This window comes from Pseudomonas sp. MTM4 (assembly GCF_019355055.1).
Taxonomy (GTDB): domain Bacteria; phylum Pseudomonadota; class Gammaproteobacteria; order Pseudomonadales; family Pseudomonadaceae; genus Stutzerimonas.
Genome location: NZ_CP048411.1, coordinates 688,620 through 709,897, shown reverse-complemented (window position 1 = coordinate 709,897; position 21,278 = coordinate 688,620). Strand labels below are relative to the sequence as shown.

Sequence of the window (21,278 nt, the reverse complement as noted above, 5' to 3'; positions counted from 1 at the left end):
CAATATGGACTGGCTATTGATTAGCCGTTGTGGCTCCTGGGAATAAAGGAGACAAATCCTGATTAAAGAAAATACAGAAAAATCAGCGAGTTCAGAGCTGTCTCGTTCTGGGGGTGCCTTCATTGCCCACCGATATGCAGCCGAAAAAGAAGACTCCTGAAGCATATTGGGGCAGTTCAAAAAAAATAAAAACAAGACTAAAAACCTTTGCTACGGTTAGAAAACGCAGCTTTGAACCGTACCACCGGCAGATGGAGTCTCCGATGCCAGCATACGCCAGAGACCCGCATCCACTCTTTGCCGCTCCTGAGTCCATGATTCTGGACCTTAAGCAGTATTATGCTTGCTACCCCTGCGTCGCAGCCTATCTGAAGAGTTTTTCAACTGAGCTTGACGTTGAGAAGGATTTCGCATGCGGACTTCATTTTCTAGCCCTCCATAATCGTGCAGCCGGAACCTTCGGTATTTACCGTACTTTTGTGGAGCGCCTGCTTCTATGGAGCTGGATTTTCGCTGATAAATCGGCTTTGACATTAAATCGGTATGAATTTGGTCAATTCGTTAATTTCTGCAAAAGGCCACCTCGGCCTTGGGTCGGAGCAGCACCTTCCGCGCGATTTATTCAAAACGACGGTAATTGGAAGTTCAACGAAGGCTGGCGGCCTTTCAACATCCGTAGTCAGCCGGAGTCAGAATCTTACAAACCATTCACCGGTACGGTAAGACAGATACAGAGCATCTGCAGTTCCTTCTACAATTTCCTACATGCAGAGGGTGCAGCCGCAGTCAATCCAGTCGTCGCGTCTAGATTGCAGAGTGGGAGTGCAGACAAAGCAGATCACCCTGCCCGACGCTTCCTAAGTTCAGATCAACTCTCTCGTGTTATGCAAATTCTAGAGTGCCGGGCATCAGGCGACCCTGCGGGTGAGCGCGCTCTTTTTATTGTAGCTGCGACGGTATTTCTTTGCCTCCGCGCGACTGATTTTGCAGCAATTGGTGATTACTGGCCAAGCATGAACTGTTTCTTGTTTGAGGACGGCACCTGGTGGTTGGTACTGGATATCCCCGGCACCCAGCCGCAAAGGCTCGCAGTCAACTCTAAGTTCTTGCCCTACTTGAAACGCTACCGGAAAAGCAGAGGACTATCACCGTTACCTGGACTAGATGACGGAGTTCCGCTTCTAGAGACAAGCCACGGGCGTCCGGGGCTTAGCGTTCGGCGAATTCGAGAAGTCGTTCGCGCAGCGCTCACACAGGTGCATGCAGATATTACTTTGGAGGAAGAGAACGGTGACCATTGGGAAGTTTTGCTTTCGTCAAACCCGAGGCTGCTGCGCGACAGTGGCGCAAAGAGTAGCGCTCAAACCCGCGTGCCCGCCAAACTGAAACAAGATCTACGTATTACGAGTCTCGCGTATACCTATGGTAGGTATTATCAGGATTAACTGTGACCGACCTCGTTCCACACAGTAATATCCGATAATCACCAGACCCGGATATTGCAGTAGACTGAGGTTAATTGCCGTGCAAGGCGCATCTACAAGGTTTCACAGTAATCATGTCGCAGCATCCCCAACCGCTTTTCGAAACCTTCGAGCGTTTCCGCCAACTTAACTTTCATAACCTCAATGGCGAGCTTCCTGTTGTTCGGGACTTCCTCCTCGGCTGTGACGATCAGCTACAGGCGGTTGAGAGCTATCGCGCCGTTCGCGGCTTCCTCAAGTCATACGCGGGTAACGAAGCCACCTTCAACTCTTATAGAACCCATGTAGAGCGCTTGTTGCTCTGGTGCCTCGTGGTCATTCGTAAGCCCCTCGTCGAATTGCGTCGACGGGACGCCGAAGCCTTCATGGAGTTTTGCCTGAACCCGCAGGATGGATGGATCGGCCCCGTTGTCAAATCCCGCTTCCTCCGCATGGGCGGACGCAAGAAGCTCGATACCGACACCTACATTATTAATGAGCACTGGCGGCCCTTCAGCCAGTCGGTGGCGAAGCGCGAGCGTAAGATCGCCGAAGAAACTGCAGTTGCTGTCCCCTCCCGTCGCTATCGCATGTCCCAAGGCTCGGTGGCGCAAGTATTCGCGGTATGTGGCAGTTTTTTCCAGCATTCCATCGATGAGGGCCTGACCGAGGTAAACCCCTTTCGGGCAGTGAAACAGAAATCTATCTACAAACAACGCAACACCTTGGATGTAGCCTCCCGCTCCCTGACCCAGCTGCAGTGGAGCTATGTTATCGAAACCGCCGAACAGATGGCGGCCGCGGATTCAGTGCACGAGCGTACTTTGTTCATCACCGCTACTTTATTTTCTATGTATTTGCGAGTGTCCGACATAGTCGGGAGAGATAACTGGACGCCCACGATGAGTGATATCCGTCGCGATAGTACGGGGACTTGGTGGTATCACGCGGTGGGCAAGGGCAACAAAGCGGCGAAGATCAGCATCCGCGACGACTACATTCACGCCTATCTAATGCGCTACCGTGTACACCTCGGGCTTCCTCCCCTGCCCTCCGCTCATGAGAGCACTCCGCTAATTGCCTCACTAAAAGGTCGAGCTGGGCTTTCTGACCGCCACATTCGATTGCTGCTACAGGAACTGTTTGATCGTTCGTTGGCTCGCATGTCTGAAGAAGGCTGGAGCGATGACGAGATTGATCAGCTGCGCTCGGCGTCGTTGCATTGGTTGCGTCATACATCCGCCACTTTCGATGCACCGCACCGTGACATGAAGGATCTCCAGGCCGACCTTCGTCACAGCAGTATGAGTACCACCCAGAATACCTATTACAACTCGCTAGATGAGCAGCGCGCTCACTCCGTAAAGGGGCTGAAAGTAAAACAGTAGCATCAAACTAGGTTATCGCTGGCCGAGCCCGCTCTCAACAGCCAGGACAGCCGCTCAGGCTGAGCGGCTGAGCCCTCTAACCTCCGGGGAAATCCTACCAGTCACTTCTCGGGAACGCGCTGCCAGCTAATTCACGGGCTACACTCACGGTTGTAGAGAAGTAAGAAATACAACGCAACCAGCGTGTCGCCGTTTCGGTAGCTTCAGGTCCGCTTCACTGGACGGTAGAAGACACATCATCCAGAGTGTAGGCTTGTTAATTTCTGCGGGCCGTCTGAAGCTCTAGCTTCCGCGACAATTGATTGATAGTAGGGGCTCAGGCATGTCAAATGACGATGGAAATTCATTATCAAAAATCCGCTCGGATGCCATAGACAAAATTCGTCGGCTGCAGCGATCACCGCGCTACCACAGCTTTTTCAACGCGGAGGCAATCGAAGCCTTTAATAAGATAGAGAGCTCTGCCCTAGCAGGTGAGTCAATTACGCATACCGACGAGATAGGCTCGAAGGGCAATGGCAGCACGTAACCTTCGGCCGTCTCATCAGCTCAAGGCGCTCATTCGTCCTTCCCGTTTAAATCTGCTGCTATCTTACCGAACGAACCCCAGCGACCGATCAGCTCATCGATTCGATCCGGAATGTGTTTAGTCTTGCTAAGCACTAGGCAGCGGGTCGTGCCTACATATTCCTCAAGCAGGTAAGCGTCCCCCACGTCGACATCCATCATTTGCAGAATTTCGTCGGGCAATCTTATAGCGCAGTCGTCGTCCTAGTCCTCGATATTCACACGCTGCGTCATCGCGATTCCCCAAAAACAGTCGGAATAGATGTCTGCAGGGGGGAGGCAGCGGCGAGCCGCTACCAGCAAAGTCCCGCAGCGCATGCCACCAGCTTAGCAACGACCGCTCCGCCTCCTAAGGATAGTAATGGGCGATGAGCCAGCCGCTAACGTTGCGATCAATACCCTTTAAAAAATATAAAACCGGAAACTGGACATACAACGCTTTCAAAGCACGCTAAGCGGATGCGTCAGATGGACACCGTGATCGACACTGGCTTTGAGCAGAGCAATACTACATACCCATGCAGCTTTTGATGCTAAGCGCAGTGTGGATCAAGCGGAGCCAAAGGTTTGTCGGTCGCATATGGAGGAGCTCTTTATGGTTAACGCCGCCAGGCGTGCCGATAAAACGGCACTCGCCGCCCGCAAGCCTACGGAGTACCTCCTCCGTAGTGACCCTGGACTGCTCAGTCCAACTATGGTTTACAAACTGACCGCCGAGGGGTTCGAGATGAAAGATGTGCAAGACATGCTTTCGATTTCCGGTCTCTACTCGGCGGAGAAGGTCCTTACCCGCATCGTGGGCAAATCCGCTAGGACGATTCAACGACAGAGCAAGGGAAATCAAACCGTGCGCCTCAGTTCTGTGCAGAGCGCTGTGGCCTTTCAATTCGCGACGCTCCTGGAGCGCGCGACCAAAGTGTTCGGTACTCAAAAGCTAGCCGAAGAATGGCTGGGTCGGCCCTGCAAATGTCTGGAAGGCGAAATACCTCTAGACGTTGTCAGCAATCCTGTGGGGTTTCAGGTAGTAAACGACTGCCTAGAGCGCATTGAGTACGGGGTTTATCAGTGAGCCAGTTGCGCGATCGGGCTCAAGCACGAACTGCAAGTAACAGTCCTAAGCTCGCGGCTGAAGGATCGCTCCACCTTCCTATCTGACGTAAACCATTTAAAGGTACTCATGTCTGTCGCGAAAGCTGTCTGGAGCCGAGTCAAGCACATGCGAAAAGGGAGGCCTTTTTCACGCATGGCTTTCGCACAGGTAGGTTCTAGAAAGGCGGTCGATAAGGCGCTATCAAACCTCGTGAAATCGGATCGCCTGGAGCGTGTCGCTCGCGGCATCTATATGCGACCGAAGATGAGCATATACACCGGCCGCAGGGTACGCGCTAACCCGCTGGACATAATGATGATTCGTGCCAAGGCAAACGGCGAGACAATCCAGATACACGGAGCGGAGGCTGTTCGGAGATTGGGCCTCAGCACGCAAATGCAGGTCGTGCCGACCTACTACACCAGCGGTACGACCCGCGAGATAAAAGTTGGCAACGCGGTGGTTCGCCTCAGGCATGTCTCTAATGCGCGCATGCAGTACGCCGGAACGAAGGTAGGAACGGTGCTCACCGCGCTCTATTACCTCGGAAAACAGGGGTTGTCCGCGCAGGTCATTTCCAGGATCACAAAAGCCATGAGTAGCGAAGAGTTGCGTAAGCTTAAAGGTTGTAGAATGCCAGTATGGATGCGATCGGCATTGCTTCTTGTGAATGAAGCGGCATTAGGCCCTGCTTCGAACGATCCGAGTGCGCTAAACACCAGATGCAAACTCTTGCCGCCTCGCAATACTCATTGATTTATAGCTGAAAGCACCTGTCCGCGCAGGGCGTATATGGCCAGTGCAGTATTCATCAGCGGCCCGCTGCCAACCGCCCCTCCATGACCGTCGAGCAAACCGAGGCGCCGGCGATGGCGCTGGGTAGCGCGCGGATGAACTATAGCCGCTAACAGGCATTCTTACTCGGGCCGGCTTCGATAACGCATAGTAGACCCAGTAGTTGCAGCAGCTCGCTCAATGATTTGTTCTTCGCTATAGGTCGCGCTAGATTTCGCCCAGTCCTTGCTGTTCCATTCGGAACTTGATGGCCTCGACGGGATCCGAAGGCGGCATTGGATAATGCGCCTCCTCGTATTTCTCAATTAACGCCGTGAGCTCTTCCAATTCATCACATTCTGACGAACCGATCTGCGCGCCCCACAGGTGCTCCAAACGCGCCAAAGCCGTAGCCAGGTCGCTTTCGCTACGAATCGGCTCGATTTTCATTACACTGCCTCTGCGTTGATTTGGTGCACTGCGCCTGCATTATCCAGCGTTACTTTCAGCTTCATTTTTCAATCTGATATTCCCATATAAGTCCGCGTTGCAGGCACTCCCTTACCCAGCGCGAGGACTTTGCTTCGTCACCTACGGTGTGGCTGAGCTCGCATCAGCGCTCTCGTCACAAAACATCGGATCTACGACAAGCCAAAGGCCAAGCGACGGATGCAGAGGACCATGCTTATCCTCTAATAGTCGTAGCTCGTATCGACGCCGTTCTTCAGCCCTACCAGCTAGCCAAACATCATCAGAGGTGGGGTAATGCCTCAATAGATGCTTTGCCTGACGACGTAAGGATTCAGGTAGAGATGATTCTCTAGACAATTCAAGAAGAAAATTTCGTGTCTGCACAACGGCGGCGGTACGTTCTTTTACCAAGCTCATAGGGGCAATGCTCCCGGATTATTTTGCCAGCGGGGAGACGGTGACCGCCCCAAGCGCAAACGTCAGTATAGCGAGCCGAATCCGTTAGCTACACCTACTGTTAGGAAGCCGTACTTTACCCACCGGCGGTATCCTGGCCAGCAACTCCACTTTACAAGTCCAACCCCCTCAAACAAACAAAGCCGAGGTCCCCACAACTCTTAAGGGATTAGACCTTCGGTTGTAAGACCACCGCCTGCCGCAATCATACGGCCACGGCAAAATCTCAAGCCATCCTACTAGGGCGGGCCGGCCATCAAAACGAGACGTCAAAGACCAGCGGTACGATTGTATAAAGTGCGATGATAATCAGCAGCAGTCCAATAACGTTCATCCATATACCAGCTCGAATCATGTGCCGGATAGGCAGGTCTCCTGTGGCGAAAGCGACGGCATTGGATGGCGTGGCCACGGGCAGCATGAAGGCGCAGCTGACTGCAAACGTAACGACAATGGTCATAAGCAGCGGATCGATACCAAGTCCTACCGCAATCGAACCCATGATTGGAAAGAACGCCGCTGCGGTAGCCGTGTTGCTCGTGAGTTCGGTTAGAAGGATGATGACCAAGGCTGTCACAATCAGGATAAGGATTGGGGGTAACCCGGCGAGTCCGGAAACGCTCTCGCCAATCCAGACGCTCAGGCCTGTAGCTGTGAATTGTGCTGACAAGGTCAAGCCGCCGCCAAACAAGATCAGGACACCCCAAGGAACATCACGCGTCGCTGACCAGTTCAGCAAAGCCCCCTGCCCTTTGGTTGCTGGAACCACGAACATAAGCACGGCAGCCAGAATCGCCACACTGGTGTCGTTAACATTGGTCAGCCATGGAAGTGCCCCTTCAATCAGCGGAATCCGTGCCAACAGCGGAAGGAATACCCAACAGAAGACGGCACCTGAAAATACCATCAGCACGCGGCTCTCTTCGGCTGATAACGGCCCCATAGTCTTCAATTCAGCCTAGATCATGTCGCGGCCACCCTTAATGTCACTTACCTCCGAGCGAAATATGATTTTGGTCAGCACCAGCCAGGCAAGTAGGAGCATGACCAGAGCAAACGGAACACCCAATAGCATCCAATGCCCAAACCCGATTTCTAGGGAAGGTCTGAAGTAACCCTGTATTTCCGGTCGACTTCAGCCCTCGCTGCTTTTGAAAGCGGGCCGTCGATCAAAATCGACCAGGTAACCCGCTCAGTTCTCCGTTTTTGGCCGCCGCGAGCACCTCGCAGCAGCCATTTTCCGCATTACAGGTGCACCTTTCCTGCGGTAGTCAGCAAATGTCGGCGCGCCATCCATAGGTTCGACAGCGCGAACAGCGTCACCAGCTGAGCGGTGTTCTTGGCCAGGCCACGGAAGCGCACCTTCACGTAACCGAACTGGCGCTTGATCACTCGAAACGGGTGCTCGACCTTCGCTCGCACTTGTGCCTTGGCCTTCTCGATCTTGCGCTTGGCTTTGTACAGGGCGCTGCGTTTATCGAGCTTCTTGTAGGTGCTGCGGCGTGCTGCGACCTGCCAGATCACTTCGCGGCCAGCATGTTCGGGGCGCTTTTCGACGCCGGTGTAGCCGGCATCGGCGCAGACGACGTTCTCGTCACCGTGCAGCAGTTTGTCGACCTGGGTGATATCCGCCACGTTGGCTGCCGTGCCTACCACGCTGTGTACCAGCCCCGACTCATCATCCACGCCGATGTGCGCCTTCATGCCAAAGTAATACTGGTTCCCTTTCTTGCTCTGGTGCATTTCCGGGTCGCGCTTGCCGTCCTGGTTCTTGGTCGAGCTGGGCGCGTGGATCAGTGTGGCATCGACGATAGTGCCCTGGCGCAGCGACAGGCCGCGATCCCCCAGGTAGCCATTGATTACGCCGAGGATGCCGGCTGCCAGCTCATGTTTCTCCAGCAAGCGACGGAAGTTGAGGATGGTGGTTTCGTCGGGAATGCGCTCCAGGCTCAGCCCGGCGAACTGACGCAGGATGGTCGTCTCGTAGAGCGCTTCTTCCATGGCCGGGTCGCTGTAGCCGAACCAGTTCTGCATCAGATGGATACGTAACATGGCCATCAGCGGATAGGCTGGACGACCACCTTCACCCTTTGGGTAGTGTGGCTCGATCAGGGCAATCAATCCCTTCCACGGCACTACCTGATCCATCTCGATCAGGAACAATTCCTTACGGGTCTGCTTGCGCTTGCCGGCGTACTCGGCGTCGGCGAAGATCATCTGCTTCATGGAAAAACTCGGCTGGCGGGATCGGCGTATTTCACCAGATTCGGGAAGTCTTTTTCAGACCTTCCCTAGCCCATGCGAATTGGCCAAATAGGCGCGCATGAGCGCCATTGGAGGCTGGCCAATCAGAGTTGCCATCGAGCCGATCGTAATGGCATAGGCGATACCAATCAGAACCGCCGCCGAGAACTTTGGGGTCGCGTCTTCATTTCCTAGCGACTTGACGAGAAGAATGATCGAACCACCAATAGGCATCATGATCACGGCTGTTGCCGTATTGCTCACCCACATGGTGATGAACCAACTAGCGGCCATCAAACCGAACACGATTTGCGCAGGTTTGGTACCCACCGACAGCACCGTGAGCAGAGCGAATCGACGATGCAAATTCCAGCGTTGCGTGGCTAGCCCTAGCAATACGCCCCCAAGGACCAGGAACACGATCGAATTGGCGTAAGGCGTTGCAGCGTCGTTGATCGAGGTGATGCCCAGAAACGGGAAAAGCACCAGTGGGAGCAGAGAAGTCACGGGAATCGGAATAGCTTCAGTGACCCACCATACCGCCATCAATATCGCAATGCCTGCGACTACCCTGGCGTTGGTATCGAGGGTGTCGGGGAGCAGCAAGGCCGCGGCAAGGGCTACAGCAATTCCTATGACAAGCGACAGCGGCTTCAAGCCGGAGCTTTCAGTATTCCCGTGGGACGTAATCACGTTTGGCTGATTCATTTCGGAGACTCTTGTTTTTATTCATGAGCAGCTATCGCCGTTGCAACGGTGTAGCCACTGGCGCAGGTTTCAGTGTTACTCACGACGACACGACGAAAAACTGATTCGACGTGAGGCCGTGGTTATCGCCGGCTCCTTCTAAAGCAGACATCTAGTGCTTACTTGCTTCGTTTGAGGCCCTAGCTAAATATCAGCTGTCGTCCTCACGGATCGAGGACGGATGACGGCACAGCGGGCTGACCTCGATTTCCATGTAGGGAAACAACGGCAGTTGCATCAGTGTGTCGTGCAGTTCCTGGACACTGGCGACATCGAAGACGCTGTAGTTGGCGTACTGTCCGGCGATGCGCCACAGGTGGAGCCACTTGCCTTCACGCATCAGCCCTTGGGCCAGTTCCTTCTCGTCGGCCTTGAGTTTCGCGGCCTTGGCCGGGTCCATGTCGACCGGCAGTTTTACGATCATCTTTACGTGGAACAGCATTTTTTGAGTCTCCAATTACTTGCGGCTGAAGAACGCCAGGCGCTCTTCATCGAGCGTCAGACCAAGGCCCGGCGTGCGCGGCACTTCCAGTTGGAAGTCGCGATAGACCGGCGCCTCGGTGACGATTTCTTCGGTGAGCAATAGCGGCCCGAACAGCTCGGTGCCCCAGGTCAGTTTGTTAAGGGTGACGAATGCGTGAGCCGAAGCCAGGGTGCCGATAGCACCTTCGAGCATGGTCCCGCCGTACAGCGCGATACCGGCCGCTTCGGCGATCTGCGCGGTGCGCAGCACGGCACGTGGCCCGCCGTTCTTGGCGATCTTCAGGGCGAAGATACTGGCCGCGCCGTCCGCTGCGAGGCTGAAGGCGTCCTCGACGCTCTCGATGGATTCGTCGGCCATGATCGGCGCCGGGCTGCGTTGATTCAGGCGCACCTGCCCGCTGCGGTTTATCCGTGAGATCGGTTGCTCGATCAGGTCGATACCATTGTCACCAAGAATCTGGCAGGCACGGATTGCCTGGGATTCGTCCCAGTACTGGTTAACGTCGACACGCACGCTGGCGCGGTCGCCCAGCGCTTTCTTGATCGCAATGACGTGCTTGAGGTCAGCGTTCACCTCGTTCGCACCGATCTTCAACTTGAAGATGCGATGTCGGCGAATGTCCAGCATCTGTTCAGCTTCAGCGATGTCCTTCTCGGTGTTGCCGCTGGCCAGGGTCCAGGCCACTTCCAGGCTGTCGCGCACGCGGCCACCCAGCAGCTCGCTGACGGGCAGCCCGAGGCGTTTGCCCTGTGCGTCGAGCAGCGCGCTTTCCAGGCCGGACTTGGCAAAGGTGTTGCCCTTGGCTGCCTTGTCCAGACGCAGCATGGCGGCGTTGATATTCGCTGCATCCTGACCCACCAGAAGCGGGCCGAGATGGCTGTCGATGTTCTGCTTAATGCTTTCAGGGCTCTCGTTGCCGTAGGCCAGGCCACCGATGGTGGTGGACTCGCCGATGCCTTCGATACCGTCGCTGCAACGCATGCGGATGATCACCAGCGTCTGCTTCTGCATGGTGTGCATCGCCAGCTTGTGTGGGCGGATTGTCGGCAAGTCGACGATGATCGACTCAAGGCTCACGATTCGGGGTGAAGTCATTTTGGCTTCCGTTTGCTATGAAATAGTGGTCCAAGAAACGATGCTTGATACCTGAAGAATCTTGTTTTCAGGCCGGTTAGAATCCCGCTACCGTGTATTCAAGGTCCAATATCGTTTTTATCTCGTACTATACCTAGGAGGTATCATGGAGCTTCGGCATGTGCGCTACTTCCAAGCCGTCGCCGAAACCCTGAACTTCACCCGCGCGGCCGAGCGCCTGAACATCGCCCAGCCCCCACTGAGTCGACAGATTCAGCAGCTTGAAGAGTTTTTGGGGACGGAGTTGTTGGAGCGCAGTCGCCCTCTCCAATTAACCGAAGCCGGCCGTTACTTTTATGAGCAGAGCGGGACGCTGCTACGCCAATTTCAGCAGGTATGCGAGCACACTCGGCGTATAGGTGAGGGGCAACGCCAGTGGCTGGGTATAGGCTTTGCCCCTTCTACACTTTATGCGGCGCTTCCTGAATTGATACGGGATCTGCGTCGAGACCCCGATCTCGAGCTGGGGCTGCATGAGATGACCACGCTACAACAGATTGAAGCCCTCAAAAGTGGACGTATCGATATCGGCTTTGGGCGAATTCATTTCGATGACCCAGCTATTCACCAGCAGGTTCTCAGTGAAGATCGTCTGGTAGCCGTTGTACCTGTTGGGCACCGTTTGCTGGATCAACCCGTCACGCTTGACCGGTTGTCCCGCGAGCCCTTCGTTCTGTATCCCGCAAATCCGCGACCGAGTTATGCCGATCACGTGCTGGCATTGTTCGCCAACCACGGGATGGGTATCCATGTGTCGCAATGGGCCAATGAATTGCAAACCGCTATTGGTCTTGTGGCGGCTGGTCTCGGCGTGACACTGGTGCCAGCATGTGTTCAACAACAGCACCGCGCTGATATCGCCTACGCAGCCATTGTGGAAAGGGAGGCGGTGTCTCCAATCATCCTCAGCCGGCGCGCGGGCGATATCAGCAACATCGTCCAGCGCTGCCTCAAACTGATGTCGATGACATAGGCCGTACGCCGTAGGTTAGTTATCAATGCACAAAGCGGGCGTAACCCGAACATCGATCCGATAAATGCAGAAAATTGATGCAGGTTGAATAATGGAACTACGCGACCTAGACCTGAACCTCTTGCTGGTTTTTAACCAGCTGCTTATTGACCGCCGAGTGTCGACTGCTGCCGACAGCCTTGGGCTCACGCAGCCCGCGACAAGTAATGCGTTGAAGCGATTGCGCAAAGCGCTGAACGACGAACTTTTCGTGCGCACCCATCACGGTATGGAGCCCACCCCCTACGCGTTACAACTCGCCGACTCGATCACCCTCGCCATAGAAACTTTGCGTGAAGCATTCAAGCATGAGGAGCAGTTCGACCCCTTGACGGCAAGGCGCACCTTCACACTGGCGATGACGGACATCGGCGAGATCTACTTCATGCCAAAGCTGATGAACGCACTCTCTCGCTTAGCGCCTCATTGCTTGGTGAGTACGGTGCGAAGCAACACCGATACGCTGGCTGAAGATCTGCAGAGCGGCGCTGTTGACGTAGCCGTCGGCCTCCTGCCGAATCTTCAAGCGGGTTTTTTCCAACGTAGGTTGTTCCATCACCAGTATGTTTGCCTTTGCCGACGCGATCACCCAGCTACGAAACAGCCGTTCACCCTGGAAGCCTATTCAAGCTATGAGCATGTCAGGGTCGTCGCGGCGAACACAGGGCATGGCGAGGCCGATGCGTTCATTCAGCGTGCCGGTGCCCAGCGCAATATCCGCCTCGAGGTGCCGCACTTCGTTGCAGTGGGACATATCCTGAAGCAATCCAATTTGATTGCGACCGTGCCGGAGCGATTCGCCAGCAGTTGTGCCGAACCGTTCGACCTCGTGCTGTTACCTCCACCTATGCCTTTGCCAGAAATTGCGATCAATCTGTTCTGGCACGCCAGGTACAACAAGGACCCGGCCAATCGCTGGATTCGCCAACTGATGTTTGATTTGTTTTCAGACTCGGCCGCGTAACCACCCGCCGGACCTCGCCTATTGCGTTCCGTCGCCGACGGTAGAGCTACATCGATCCTTTGGCAGACGCGTTTTAACCCTCTGTTAGGCCGCCTGATCTGCAGCGTTCCTTCGCCAATCCCACCGCGTAGAAAGGGAAAGCTCTGCCCAATTTTTATAGGCATCTCTGCGTCGACAAAACCTGACCTCTTCCAGGAAGAACACTTCGCAATATTCACAACCGGCATATTCAACATAGGCGTTGCGGTATTTACGGGGCGCGCAACACGACCAGATAGTGGAGGCATTCCAACAAAATAAATCCAATGAGAACCTTGCTATGCACCTGTCTTCTCCTCCTGCGATGCGTATTGGCATCGTTGGTGGCGGCATCGCCGGCGTCGCCCTTGCGCTAGATCTATGCCGTCATTCCCACCTTCACGTACAGCTCTTCGAGGCCGCCCCAGCCTTCGGCGAAGTGGGCGCTGGCGTCTCCTTTGGCGCCAACGCGGTTCAAGCCATTAAAGGGCTGGGTATCGGTGAGCCCTACCAACGAGTAGCCGACCGCACCCCTGCCCCTTGGCAGGACATCTGGTTCGAATGGCGCAAAGGCCAAGACGCCAGTTACCTCGGTGCCAGCGTCGCGGCAGGCGTCGGGCAATCCTCAGTGCACCGCGCAGACTTCCTGGATGTATTGGCCAGCGAGCTGCCTGATGGCATCGCTCAGTTCGGTAAACGGGCCGTTCGGGTCGAGCAGGACGGTAATCAGGCTCACGTATTTTTTACTGACGGAAGCAGCCACAGCTGCGACATCCTCATCGCTGCCGATGGCATCAAGTCCTCCATACGAGACCACGTTCTGGAAAGGCTCGGGCAGCCCTTGGCGTCACCGCGATTTAGCGGGACATGCGCCTACAGAGGCATGATCGATAGCCAGCAACTGCGCGAGACCTACCGTGCACGGGGCCTGGATGAGCATCTGGTCAATGTCCCGCAGATGTACTTGGGGCTCGACGCGCACATCCTGACCTTCCCGGTTAAGCAAGGCCGACTGATCAATGTCGTCGCCTTTGTGTCCGACCGCAGTAGCGACAAGCCAGTATGGCCGAGCGACGCACCATGGGTGCGCAATGCTTCGCAGCAGGAAATGCTGGAGGCCTTCGCAGACTGGGGCGATGCTGCCCGCGCGCTTCTGGAGTCCATCCCCCACCCTACCCTGTGGGCACTCCACGACCTCGAGGAATTGCCGGGCTACGTTCATGGACAGGTCGGACTGATTGGTGATGCCGCACATGCCATGCTGCCACACCAAGGCGCAGGCGCCGGCCAGGGTCTTGAAGACGCTTGGCTCCTGGCCCGTCTGCTCAGCGACCCGCAGGTACTTACCTCGACACCCGCTGATGTCCTCAACACCTACGACTCGATACGTCGGCCGCGAGCGTGCCGCGTGCAGCGAACGTCTTGGCAGGCCGGCGAACTCTATGAATTTCGCGACCCCGCTGTAGCAGATAACGAGGCGCTGCTCGGAAAAACACTGGCAGAGCGCTTCGACTGGCTATGGAGCCACGACATGCAATCAGACCTTCAGTCGGCGCGTGCGCAATTGGGCTGGTAAGGCCCACAGCAACTGAAGTCGATTCCGAGGCAGGCCAGCCGTGTGCCTGCCCTTAAAACTACCCATAAAAACAAAAGGTGCTTTGCTCATGACAACTCGTATCTCTCATCAGCCTGAAATTCAGCAGTTCTTTCACCAGGCGGCTGGTTTGGACAACGCCGGCGGTAATACCCGCAATAAAGAGATAGTCCTGCGGATCCTTCAGGAAACCGCACGAATCATCGAAGACCTGCAGATCACTGATGACGAATTCTGGGCTGGGGTCAGCTATCTGAATCGCCTTGGTGGAAGCAACGAAGCCGGGCTGCTGGTCGCAGGCCTTGGCGTGGAACATTTCCTTGATCTCTTGGCCGATGCACGCGACGAGGCTTCCGGTGTTTCCGGCGGTACTCCGCGGACGATTGAAGGTCCGCTATATGTTGCCGGTGCGCCGCTGTCCGAAGGCGAGGTGCGGATGGATGACGGAAGCGAGGACGATGTTGCGACGGTGATGTTTCTCGAAGGTCGCGTCCTGGATCTGCAAGGAAACCCCATCGCCGGCGCGACTGTCGACCTCTGGCAGGCCGATACCAAGGGCAACTACTCGTACTTCGACAAGAGCCAATCCGATTTCAACCTGCGTCGCCGGATTCTGACCGATGCCGAAGGCCGCTACCGCGCCCGTAGCATCGTACCGTCCGGTTATGGTTGTGATCCCGCCGGCCCGACCCAAGCCTGCCTGGACCAGCTCGGTCGACATGGTCAACGACCCGCCCACGTGCATTTTTTCATCTCGGCGCCAGGCTTCGAGCACCTCACCACGCAGATCAACCTTTCCAATGACGACCATCTTTGGGATGACTTTGCCTACGCGACCCGCGACGGTTTGATTGGCGAAATACGCTTTATCGAAGACCCCGCTCAAAGTGCTCAGCGCAATGTGGAGGGGCGCTTTGCCGAGATGAACTTTGACTTCCAGCTGCGACCAGCGCGCAGCGAGCAGGCCACCCAGCGCAGCCAGCGGCCGCGCGCCTTACAGGATTGAGCAGAAAAGCTGGCCGCCTACGCCCATTACCTGAGGAAAAGACAATGTCCCAGCTCAACGCTCAGCCGTTAACCGTTCAAGTCGCCGTTCTTCGCGAAGCCGGCGCTCCTTTGCAAATCGAAAGCGCCACGTTAGGCGCTCCTGCCCCTACCGAAGTCCGCGTGCGCGTGGTCGCTACCGGTGTCTGCCATACCGATATGGTGGTGCGGGATCAGCTGTTTCCCACGCCGTTGCCGATCGTCCTTGGCCACGAAGGGGCCGGCGTCGTGGAAGCCGTAGGATCGGCAGTGACCACCGTCGCCCCCGGTGACCATGTAGTGATGACGTATATGTCCTGCGGCCTATGCTCGCCCTGCGAAACCGGGCATCCAGCGCATTGCTCGCATATGCATCCGCTCAACTTCGGTGGCGGTCGGATCGACGGCAGCACCTCCAGTTGCAGCTGCGCCGATGAACATCCGATCCATGATCACTTCTTCGGCCAGTCGTCCTTCTCGACTCATGCAATGGCAAACGAGCGGAACGTGGTGAAGGTTCCCAAAGAGGCGCCCTTGGAGCTGCTAGGGCCATTGGGTTGCGGCATTCAAACCGGGGCAGGTTCAGTGCTTAACGCCCTTAGGGTTGAGGCTGGCTCAAGTTTCGTCGCCTTTGGCGCGGGCGCTGTAGGCCTGGCTGCAATCATGGCTGCAAGAGTCGCAGGCGCTACCACGATCATTGCAGTCGATGTGACGCCCAGTCGGCTGGAGCTGGCCCTCGAGCTCGGCGCTACCCACATCATCAACAGTCGCGAGGAAGACGCGGTACAGCGTGTGCACGCCATTACCGATGGCGGCGCCAACTACAGCCTCGAATGTTCCGGTCGTGCCGATGTGCTCCGTCAGGCGATCGATTCGATCAGCATCCTTGGCACCTGCGGCATCGTTGGCGCGACCAAGATGGGCACCGAAGCGTCCTTCAACATCAATGACGTGATGATTCCGGGCAAGCGGATCATGGGAATAGTCCAGGGCGACGTCGTGGCCAAAGCGTTCATTCCCAAGCTGGTCGACCTGTACCTGCAGGGTCGCTTCCCCTTCGACAAGCTCTGCAAGTTCTACCCATTCGACGAAATCAATCAGGCAATGGCCGACAGCGAGAACGGCGTGACGATCAAGCCGATCCTTCGCATGCCCAGCTCCACTACCGCCTGACCCACCTATTCATTCCGAGGAACCTTCATGACCGTTCAACTCACCATTGATAACAGCAAGCGTGATGCTTCTGACGGCAAGACCTTTCAGCGGATCGATCCGTTGAACGGCAAGACTGTCAGCGTCGGTGCCGCCTGCAGCGTTGAAGATGCATTGCAAGCAGCCGAATCCTCCGCGCGTGCATTTCGCACCTGGTCGAACAAAGGGCCTACCGAGCGCCGCCGCATCCTTCTAGCCGCCGCTAATGCACTGGAAGCCAAGATGGCCGACTTCTGCACTGTTATGGCGGAAGAAATCGGTGCGTCACAACTCTGGGCCCAGTTCAACGTAGGCGCCTCGGCAGGCTTGCTGCGGGAGGCCGCCGCGCTGACGACCCAGATAAAGGGTGAAACCATCCCAACCGACAAACCTGGCGCCTTGTCGATGACGTTGCGTCAGCCGGTAGGCACCGTGTTGAGCATCGTGCCGTGGAACGGCCCGGTTATACTCGGTGCTCGCGCCATTGCGTACCCGTTGGCCTGCGGCAATACAGTGATTTTCAAAGGCTCGGAAAACAGCCCGCGTACCCACGCGCTGTTAGCGGAAGCGTTCTATGAAGCGGGTTTGCCGGCAGGCGTGTTGAACTTCCTGATCAGTGCACCTGAAGACGCGGCAGCCGTGACCGAAGCGCTGGTCGCCCATGACAGCGTTCGCCGCGTCAACTTCACCGGCTCGACCAAGGTCGGACGAATGATTGCGCAAACCTGCGCTACCCATTTGAAGCGCTGCCTGCTGGAACTGGGGGGCAAGGCGCCCTTCATCGTGCTGGATGATGCCGATATAGAAGGCGCAGTGAACGCTGCCGTATTCGGTGCTTTTCTCTACCAGGGGCAGATCTGCATGTCGACCGAGCGATTCGTGGTCGATGAGCGCGTTGCTGACGACTTCGTATCGCGCTTTTCGGCGCGAGTGGCTGCGCTGGAAACCAGCGTGCCCAGCGAATCCGCGGCGTGTGTGATTGGCCCGATGATCGCTCAGGGTTCCGTGCAACGTATCAATCAGCTGCTCGACGACGCCATCGGTAAGGGCGCGCAGATTGTTGCTGGAGGCCTGGCTGAAAGCGCTTTGATGGCGCCGACATTGGTCGACCGAGTGACCCGGGACATGGACATTTACGATGAGGAAACCTTCGGCCCGGTAACCACCATCGTGCGCGTCAAGGACGCAGAGCAGGCTCTGGAAGTCGCCAACGACACCGCCTACGGCCTCTCCTCCTCAATCTTCAGTGCCAATGTCACCAAAGCGCTCAATCTGGCCGCACGTTTAGATGCCGGATGCGTACACATCAACGGTGCAACCGTGCAGAACGAGCCGCAGGCGCCCTACGGCGGCATGAAAAAAAGTGGCTACGGGCGTTTCGACGGAAGCGCCGTGATCGAGGAATTAACCGAGGTCAAGTGGGTCACGGTAGAACCTTCCGATCAGCCCTACCCGTTCTGATTCTGCAATTCGGGCCGACACCTGTGTCGGCCTTTGCCGCTACGTCGGCGAAGCAAGTGCGATTACCGATACGTCACCGACTACAACAATAAAGTGGTGCATATGAATGATCTCCTCTCTGTAATGCGTGCCCATTACAACCCCTTCTCGTGCCTGTTGGCAGGCACCGTTGCTGCCCTACTGTCGCCCATCGCATCCGCCACAGAAGGCGGCGGCTCCTCTTACCCGATGGGCGCAGAAAACTATATGACCGGGGCGATGCCGCCGCCCGGCTTTTACACGCAAGTGTTCGCCCAACGATACAGCGCCGACCGCCTTCGGGATGATCAGGGCCGTAACGCTGTGGCGCATTTCGATCTGGACGCCGCAGTCGTGGCGCCACGACTGATCTGGGTCACCGAACACAAGGTCCTGGATGGCGACCTGGCGTTTCACATCAATGTGCCGTTCGTGGATCTGAAGGTTCAGGTCAACGAGCGGAGTCAGCGACGTCGTGGTATGGGCGACATTATTTTCGGCCCCTCCCTCGGCTATCACTACAGCGATAAGCTGCATGCCATCTATGCGGTCGATTTCTTCGCCCCTACCGGGCGCTATGACAGGGATGACTTGGCCAATATCGGACGCAACTATTGGGCAGTACAGCCACTGGCCGCCCTGTCCTATGTCGATCCTGCTGGGTTGAATTTCGATGTGAAGCTGATGTACGACTTCAACTTCCGTAACCCGGACACCGAATACCGCTCAGGACAGGAAGCGCATGCCGACTATTCGGCCGGTTGGGGATTTGGTAACGGCTGGGTCGTAGGCGTTGGCGGCTACGTTTATCGACAGGTAACGGATGACAAACAATCTGGCGACACCGTAAACGACAACAAAGGCCGCGCATTCGCAATCGGTCCGTCGATTAAATACAGCGCAGACAGCGGCTGGTTTGTTACTACCAAATGGCAGCGCGAGCAAGCTGTGCGTAATCGGGCCGAGGGCGAGGCTTACTGGTTGAAATTGACCATTCCTCTCTAATCAGTCCGGCATGGACCGAGCAGCACCGTGCTTTCGGAATGTGATTCTCGCGGGGCCATATCCAGCGCTCTAGTAGGGATCCTGATTGGAGAATAAATCTCTACATACAGGCGATTGGCAGCGTGTTTATCGCCATCAGGATCTCTTCTATTCTTTTATTAGTACTCAGCGTTGCTATCGGCTAGCCGGGAGTACCGCGCGGCCAGCCCTGCTGAAGAGTCACCCACCCTGAAAGAGGATCACCCCATGCCTGTTGTACGAGTTAGCTGGTTTGAAGGAAAAGACCACGCCGCGAAAGAAGCCGTCGCGGCTGAAATCACTCAAAGTATCGTAAAAAACACCGGCACCGACCCGAACTATATCTATGTCATTTTTGAAGACGTGGCCCCATCTGACTGGGCAGGAGCCGGCAAGCTGTTTGGCGCCGATCCTGAGAGGAGTTGACGTTTCCGCGTCAAACCCAACGGGCTGCGAGACATCAGTTCTCGTAGCCCGTGCTTCAACTCTTCCTCACGGGGGCGTCCGATTCCCAATCGACGTGCTCAAATTGCTCGACCAGAAAATTGATGAATGCACGCACTTTGGATGGCAGGTGTTTGCGGGTCGGGTAAACCGCATAGATACCCAGTTCTATGGATCGATACGCCGGTAGCAGCTCTACAAGCGTGCCGTGGCGAATGTCCTCGCTCACCATGAAACTGGGCTGCAGCAGGATCCCGCCAGCATTCAACGCAACGGCTCGGCAGGTATCACCGTTATTGCAGCGAATGACTGACCGTGTGCTGACCTTATGCTCGCCATCCGGCCCGCTAAAACTCCATTCGTTACCGCTCGAAAAATTGCTATAGGCAATCACTCGGTGATCAATCAGGTCTTCTGGTTTTTTCATCGGCGTATGGTTTGCCAGATAGTCCGGTGATGCACACAGACGCATCCGAGTGCTCGCGAAACGCCGTCCCACCAGCGATGAACTCTCCATCCGCGCAATCCGTACTGCGACGTCATACCCCTCTTCCACCAGATCGACCTGACGATCGTTCAGGCTGATATCCAGTTCAAGTTTTGGGTGCAGGCTCAAAAAATGCGTCCAGAGCGGTGCCAAATGCAACACCCCAAAGCTCACCGGCGCATTCACTCTCAAGACGCCAGCAGGCTCATGAGAGCCGGACGAAACCGCGCTCTCCGCTTCCCCCATCAACGCCAACACTTCCCGCGCTTGCTGGTAGAAAACCCGCCCTTCTTCTGTAAGCGATAAGCGTCGTGTCGTGCGTTGCAACAAGCGCACGCCCAGACGTTCCTCCAGCGCGTTCACGTGTCTCGAAACGGCAGCTTTGGACATTTCCAATGCTTCAACCGCGCCGACGAAACTGCCCTTGTCGACCACCGCGCAAAAGACTTGCATCTCCAATGCTCGATCCATTATTGCCTCACTTTGCGGAACTATAAGTCACATTAAAGCAGCTTTATCTCGATTAACGAATCTTTAAACTAAGCCCATCAAAACGCACACCAGGAGATACCCGCATGAACATTACCCTTATCGGTACCGGCAACATGGGCTCGGCTTTTGCTCAACAGTTATCCCAGGCAGGCCATCAGGTTCGCATCACCGGCCGTGATCTGGACAAGGCACGCGCCGTCGCAGCACAGCATGCAAACGTCGAAGCGTTCGCCGCCGACCAAGCGCTTGGCCAGAACGAAGTAGTGATCGTCGCTACTGCATACCAAGACGCGGTAGCCGCACTGAGTGGCCTGGGCAGGCTCGACGGCAAAGTGATCATCGACATCACCAACCCGCTGACCGCCGACTACATGGGCCTGACCATTGGCCACAGCACCAGTGCCGCGGAGGAAATTGCCAAGGCGCTGCCCGGCGTAGAGCTGGTTAAAGGTTTCAACACCTTGTTCGCTCAGGTATTGGCCTCCGGCCCCAACTTTGCCAACGGCCAACAGGGCAGCGTGTTCTTGGCAAGCGACAGCGCCCGGGCTAAGCAAACCGCTGCTGCCCTGGCAGAAAGCCTCGGTTGGCGGACCGTGGATGCAGGCGGCCTGGTCAACGCGCGCTATCTCGAGGCGCTGGCAGGACTGAACATCTACCTCGGTTACGGCGCTGGGCTAGGCACCCAGATCGCGCCGACCTGGCTCAATCGTTAATCCCATTTATTCATTGCCTG

Annotated in this window: 22 protein-coding genes and 1 pseudogene; 14 read left to right on the top strand and 9 right to left on the bottom strand. The window is 56.2% G+C overall.

Going from position 1 to position 21,278, the window contains the following annotated elements:
* Window positions 1–122: 122 nt before the first annotated feature.
* The 3 genes from GYM54_RS03240 (at window position 123) to GYM54_RS03230 (ending at window position 3,380) form a co-directional block, all read left to right on the top strand.
* The gene (locus tag GYM54_RS03240; RefSeq protein ID WP_231752171.1) at window positions 123–1,445 is read left to right on the top strand and encodes an integrase; all 1,323 of its coding nucleotides are present in this window, start codon (window positions 123–125) and stop codon (window positions 1,443–1,445) included.
* Between the two features lie 113 nt (window positions 1,446–1,558).
* Entirely contained in the window at window positions 1,559–2,851 is a 1,293-nt protein-coding gene (locus GYM54_RS03235; RefSeq protein WP_197445062.1) for a site-specific integrase, read from the top strand.
* Between the two features lie 322 nt (window positions 2,852–3,173).
* Window positions 3,174–3,380 (top strand): hypothetical protein, encoded by a 207-nt coding sequence (locus GYM54_RS03230; RefSeq protein WP_197445061.1) that lies wholly within the window; start codon window positions 3,174–3,176, stop codon window positions 3,378–3,380.
* Between the two features lie 29 nt (window positions 3,381–3,409).
* Here GYM54_RS03230 and GYM54_RS21685 read toward each other — a convergent pair whose 3' ends face one another.
* A complete protein-coding gene (locus tag GYM54_RS21685; protein WP_231752170.1) occupies window positions 3,410–3,580 on the bottom strand; it encodes an AbrB/MazE/SpoVT family DNA-binding domain-containing protein in 171 nt (56 codons plus the stop codon).
* A gap of 433 nt (window positions 3,581–4,013) precedes the next feature.
* Between GYM54_RS21685 and GYM54_RS03225 the strand changes: the two genes are divergently transcribed.
* Together GYM54_RS03225 and GYM54_RS03220 are read left to right on the top strand one after the other, a co-directional pair.
* Entirely contained in the window at window positions 4,014–4,487 is a 474-nt protein-coding gene (locus GYM54_RS03225) for an antitoxin Xre/MbcA/ParS toxin-binding domain-containing protein (protein ID WP_197445060.1), read from the top strand.
* 108 nt (window positions 4,488–4,595) lie between these two features.
* The gene (locus GYM54_RS03220) at window positions 4,596–5,264 is read left to right on the top strand and encodes a DUF6088 family protein (protein WP_219232608.1); all 669 of its coding nucleotides are present in this window, start codon (window positions 4,596–4,598) and stop codon (window positions 5,262–5,264) included.
* Window positions 5,265–5,522: 258 nt separating this feature from the next.
* Here the strand turns inward: GYM54_RS03220 and GYM54_RS03215 are convergent.
* From GYM54_RS03215 to GYM54_RS03190, 7 genes and pseudogenes are all read right to left on the bottom strand, one after another.
* Window positions 5,523–5,732, bottom strand: a pseudogene (locus GYM54_RS03215) (type II toxin-antitoxin system HigA family antitoxin); the annotation flags it as partial.
* Between the two features lie 141 nt (window positions 5,733–5,873).
* On the bottom strand, window positions 5,874–6,170 hold the full coding sequence (locus tag GYM54_RS21860; protein ID WP_307876491.1) for a BPSL0761 family protein: 297 nt from the start codon (window positions 6,168–6,170) through the stop codon (window positions 5,874–5,876).
* 295 nt (window positions 6,171–6,465) lie between these two features.
* Window positions 6,466–7,152 (bottom strand): SLC13 family permease, encoded by a 687-nt coding sequence (locus GYM54_RS03210; protein WP_257626598.1) that lies wholly within the window; start codon window positions 7,150–7,152, stop codon window positions 6,466–6,468.
* Window positions 7,153–7,454: 302 nt separating this feature from the next.
* On the bottom strand, window positions 7,455–8,435 hold the full coding sequence (locus GYM54_RS03205; protein WP_197445057.1) for an IS5-like element ISPa16 family transposase: 981 nt from the start codon (window positions 8,433–8,435) through the stop codon (window positions 7,455–7,457).
* 54 nt (window positions 8,436–8,489) lie between these two features.
* Window positions 8,490–9,161 carry an SLC13 family permease gene (locus GYM54_RS03200; RefSeq protein ID WP_197445056.1) on the bottom strand — a complete coding sequence of 224 codons (672 nt, stop codon included), beginning with the start codon at window positions 9,159–9,161 and terminating at the stop codon, window positions 8,490–8,492.
* Between the two features lie 190 nt (window positions 9,162–9,351).
* Window positions 9,352–9,642 (bottom strand): muconolactone Delta-isomerase, encoded by a 291-nt coding sequence (catC, locus tag GYM54_RS03195; protein WP_197445055.1) that lies wholly within the window; start codon window positions 9,640–9,642, stop codon window positions 9,352–9,354.
* A gap of 15 nt (window positions 9,643–9,657) precedes the next feature.
* Window positions 9,658–10,779, bottom strand: coding sequence for a muconate cycloisomerase family protein (locus GYM54_RS03190; RefSeq protein WP_197445054.1), 1,122 nt, complete (start codon window positions 10,777–10,779; stop codon window positions 9,658–9,660).
* 145 nt (window positions 10,780–10,924) lie between these two features.
* Here GYM54_RS03190 and GYM54_RS03185 point away from each other — a divergent pair, with 145 nt between their 5' ends.
* From GYM54_RS03185 to GYM54_RS03150, 8 genes are all read left to right on the top strand, one after another.
* A complete protein-coding gene (locus tag GYM54_RS03185; RefSeq protein WP_197445053.1) occupies window positions 10,925–11,791 on the top strand; it encodes a LysR family transcriptional regulator in 867 nt (288 codons plus the stop codon).
* A gap of 91 nt (window positions 11,792–11,882) precedes the next feature.
* Window positions 11,883–12,794, top strand: a complete 912-nt coding sequence (locus GYM54_RS03180; protein WP_197445052.1) for a LysR family transcriptional regulator — start codon at window positions 11,883–11,885, stop codon at window positions 12,792–12,794.
* Window positions 12,795–13,113: 319 nt separating this feature from the next.
* Window positions 13,114–14,388 (top strand): salicylate 1-monooxygenase, encoded by a 1,275-nt coding sequence (gene salA / locus GYM54_RS03175; protein WP_231752169.1) that lies wholly within the window; start codon window positions 13,114–13,116, stop codon window positions 14,386–14,388.
* An 88-nt stretch (window positions 14,389–14,476) separates the two neighbouring features.
* Window positions 14,477–15,412, top strand: a complete 936-nt coding sequence (catA, locus tag GYM54_RS03170) for a catechol 1,2-dioxygenase (protein WP_197445051.1) — start codon at window positions 14,477–14,479, stop codon at window positions 15,410–15,412.
* Between the two features lie 44 nt (window positions 15,413–15,456).
* Complete coding sequence (locus GYM54_RS03165) at window positions 15,457–16,602, top strand: NAD(P)-dependent alcohol dehydrogenase (RefSeq protein ID WP_197445050.1); 1,146 nt, start codon at window positions 15,457–15,459, stop codon at window positions 16,600–16,602.
* Window positions 16,603–16,629: 27 nt separating this feature from the next.
* Window positions 16,630–18,081 (top strand): aldehyde dehydrogenase, encoded by a 1,452-nt coding sequence (locus tag GYM54_RS03160; RefSeq protein WP_197445049.1) that lies wholly within the window; start codon window positions 16,630–16,632, stop codon window positions 18,079–18,081.
* Window positions 18,082–18,183: 102 nt separating this feature from the next.
* Window positions 18,184–19,104 (top strand): transporter, encoded by a 921-nt coding sequence (locus tag GYM54_RS03155; protein WP_374105180.1) that lies wholly within the window; start codon window positions 18,184–18,186, stop codon window positions 19,102–19,104.
* Window positions 19,105–19,350: 246 nt separating this feature from the next.
* Window positions 19,351–19,548 carry a 4-oxalocrotonate tautomerase family protein gene (locus tag GYM54_RS03150; RefSeq protein WP_197445048.1) on the top strand — a complete coding sequence of 66 codons (198 nt, stop codon included), beginning with the start codon at window positions 19,351–19,353 and terminating at the stop codon, window positions 19,546–19,548.
* A 55-nt stretch (window positions 19,549–19,603) separates the two neighbouring features.
* Here GYM54_RS03150 and GYM54_RS03145 read toward each other — a convergent pair whose 3' ends face one another.
* Complete coding sequence (locus GYM54_RS03145) at window positions 19,604–20,524, bottom strand: LysR family transcriptional regulator (protein ID WP_197445047.1); 921 nt, start codon at window positions 20,522–20,524, stop codon at window positions 19,604–19,606.
* Between the two features lie 104 nt (window positions 20,525–20,628).
* On the opposite strand from GYM54_RS03145, the gene GYM54_RS03140 reads away from it, so the two are divergent.
* Complete coding sequence (locus GYM54_RS03140; RefSeq protein WP_197445046.1) at window positions 20,629–21,258, top strand: NADPH-dependent F420 reductase; 630 nt, start codon at window positions 20,629–20,631, stop codon at window positions 21,256–21,258.
* Window positions 21,259–21,278 lie beyond the last annotated feature (20 nt).

Bases quoted from the DNA above. Each gene is read 5' to 3' on its own strand.
- GYM54_RS03155 (WP_374105180.1), top strand. From the start codon at position 18,184: ATGAATGATCTCCTCTCTGTAATGCGTGCCCATTACAACCCCTTCTCG.
- GYM54_RS03190 (WP_197445054.1), bottom strand. From the start codon at position 10,779: ATGACTTCACCCCGAATCGTGAGCCTTGAGTCGATCATCGTCGACTTG.
- GYM54_RS03145 (WP_197445047.1), bottom strand. From the start codon at position 20,524: ATGGATCGAGCATTGGAGATGCAAGTCTTTTGCGCGGTGGTCGACAAG.
- GYM54_RS03200 (WP_197445056.1), bottom strand. From the start codon at position 9,161: ATGAATCAGCCAAACGTGATTACGTCCCACGGGAATACTGAAAGCTCC.
- GYM54_RS03230 (WP_197445061.1), top strand. From the start codon at position 3,174: ATGTCAAATGACGATGGAAATTCATTATCAAAAATCCGCTCGGATGCC.
- GYM54_RS03150 (WP_197445048.1), top strand. From the start codon at position 19,351: ATGCCTGTTGTACGAGTTAGCTGGTTTGAAGGAAAAGACCACGCCGCG.
- GYM54_RS03235 (WP_197445062.1), top strand. From the start codon at position 1,559: ATGTCGCAGCATCCCCAACCGCTTTTCGAAACCTTCGAGCGTTTCCGC.
- GYM54_RS03210 (WP_257626598.1), bottom strand. From the start codon at position 7,152: ATGGGGCCGTTATCAGCCGAAGAGAGCCGCGTGCTGATGGTATTTTCA.
- GYM54_RS03225 (WP_197445060.1), top strand. From the start codon at position 4,014: ATGGTTAACGCCGCCAGGCGTGCCGATAAAACGGCACTCGCCGCCCGC.
- catA (WP_197445051.1), top strand. From the start codon at position 14,477: ATGACAACTCGTATCTCTCATCAGCCTGAAATTCAGCAGTTCTTTCAC.
- GYM54_RS03165 (WP_197445050.1), top strand. From the start codon at position 15,457: ATGTCCCAGCTCAACGCTCAGCCGTTAACCGTTCAAGTCGCCGTTCTT.
- GYM54_RS03205 (WP_197445057.1), bottom strand. From the start codon at position 8,435: ATGAAGCAGATGATCTTCGCCGACGCCGAGTACGCCGGCAAGCGCAAG.
- GYM54_RS03160 (WP_197445049.1), top strand. From the start codon at position 16,630: ATGACCGTTCAACTCACCATTGATAACAGCAAGCGTGATGCTTCTGAC.
- GYM54_RS21685 (WP_231752170.1), bottom strand. From the start codon at position 3,580: ATGATGGATGTCGACGTGGGGGACGCTTACCTGCTTGAGGAATATGTA.
- GYM54_RS03140 (WP_197445046.1), top strand. From the start codon at position 20,629: ATGAACATTACCCTTATCGGTACCGGCAACATGGGCTCGGCTTTTGCT.
- GYM54_RS03185 (WP_197445053.1), top strand. From the start codon at position 10,925: ATGGAGCTTCGGCATGTGCGCTACTTCCAAGCCGTCGCCGAAACCCTG.
- GYM54_RS21860 (WP_307876491.1), bottom strand. From the start codon at position 6,170: ATGAGCTTGGTAAAAGAACGTACCGCCGCCGTTGTGCAGACACGAAAT.
- GYM54_RS03180 (WP_197445052.1), top strand. From the start codon at position 11,883: ATGGAACTACGCGACCTAGACCTGAACCTCTTGCTGGTTTTTAACCAG.
- GYM54_RS03220 (WP_219232608.1), top strand. From the start codon at position 4,596: ATGTCTGTCGCGAAAGCTGTCTGGAGCCGAGTCAAGCACATGCGAAAA.
- salA (WP_231752169.1), top strand. From the start codon at position 13,114: ATGCACCTGTCTTCTCCTCCTGCGATGCGTATTGGCATCGTTGGTGGC.
- catC (WP_197445055.1), bottom strand. From the start codon at position 9,642: ATGCTGTTCCACGTAAAGATGATCGTAAAACTGCCGGTCGACATGGAC.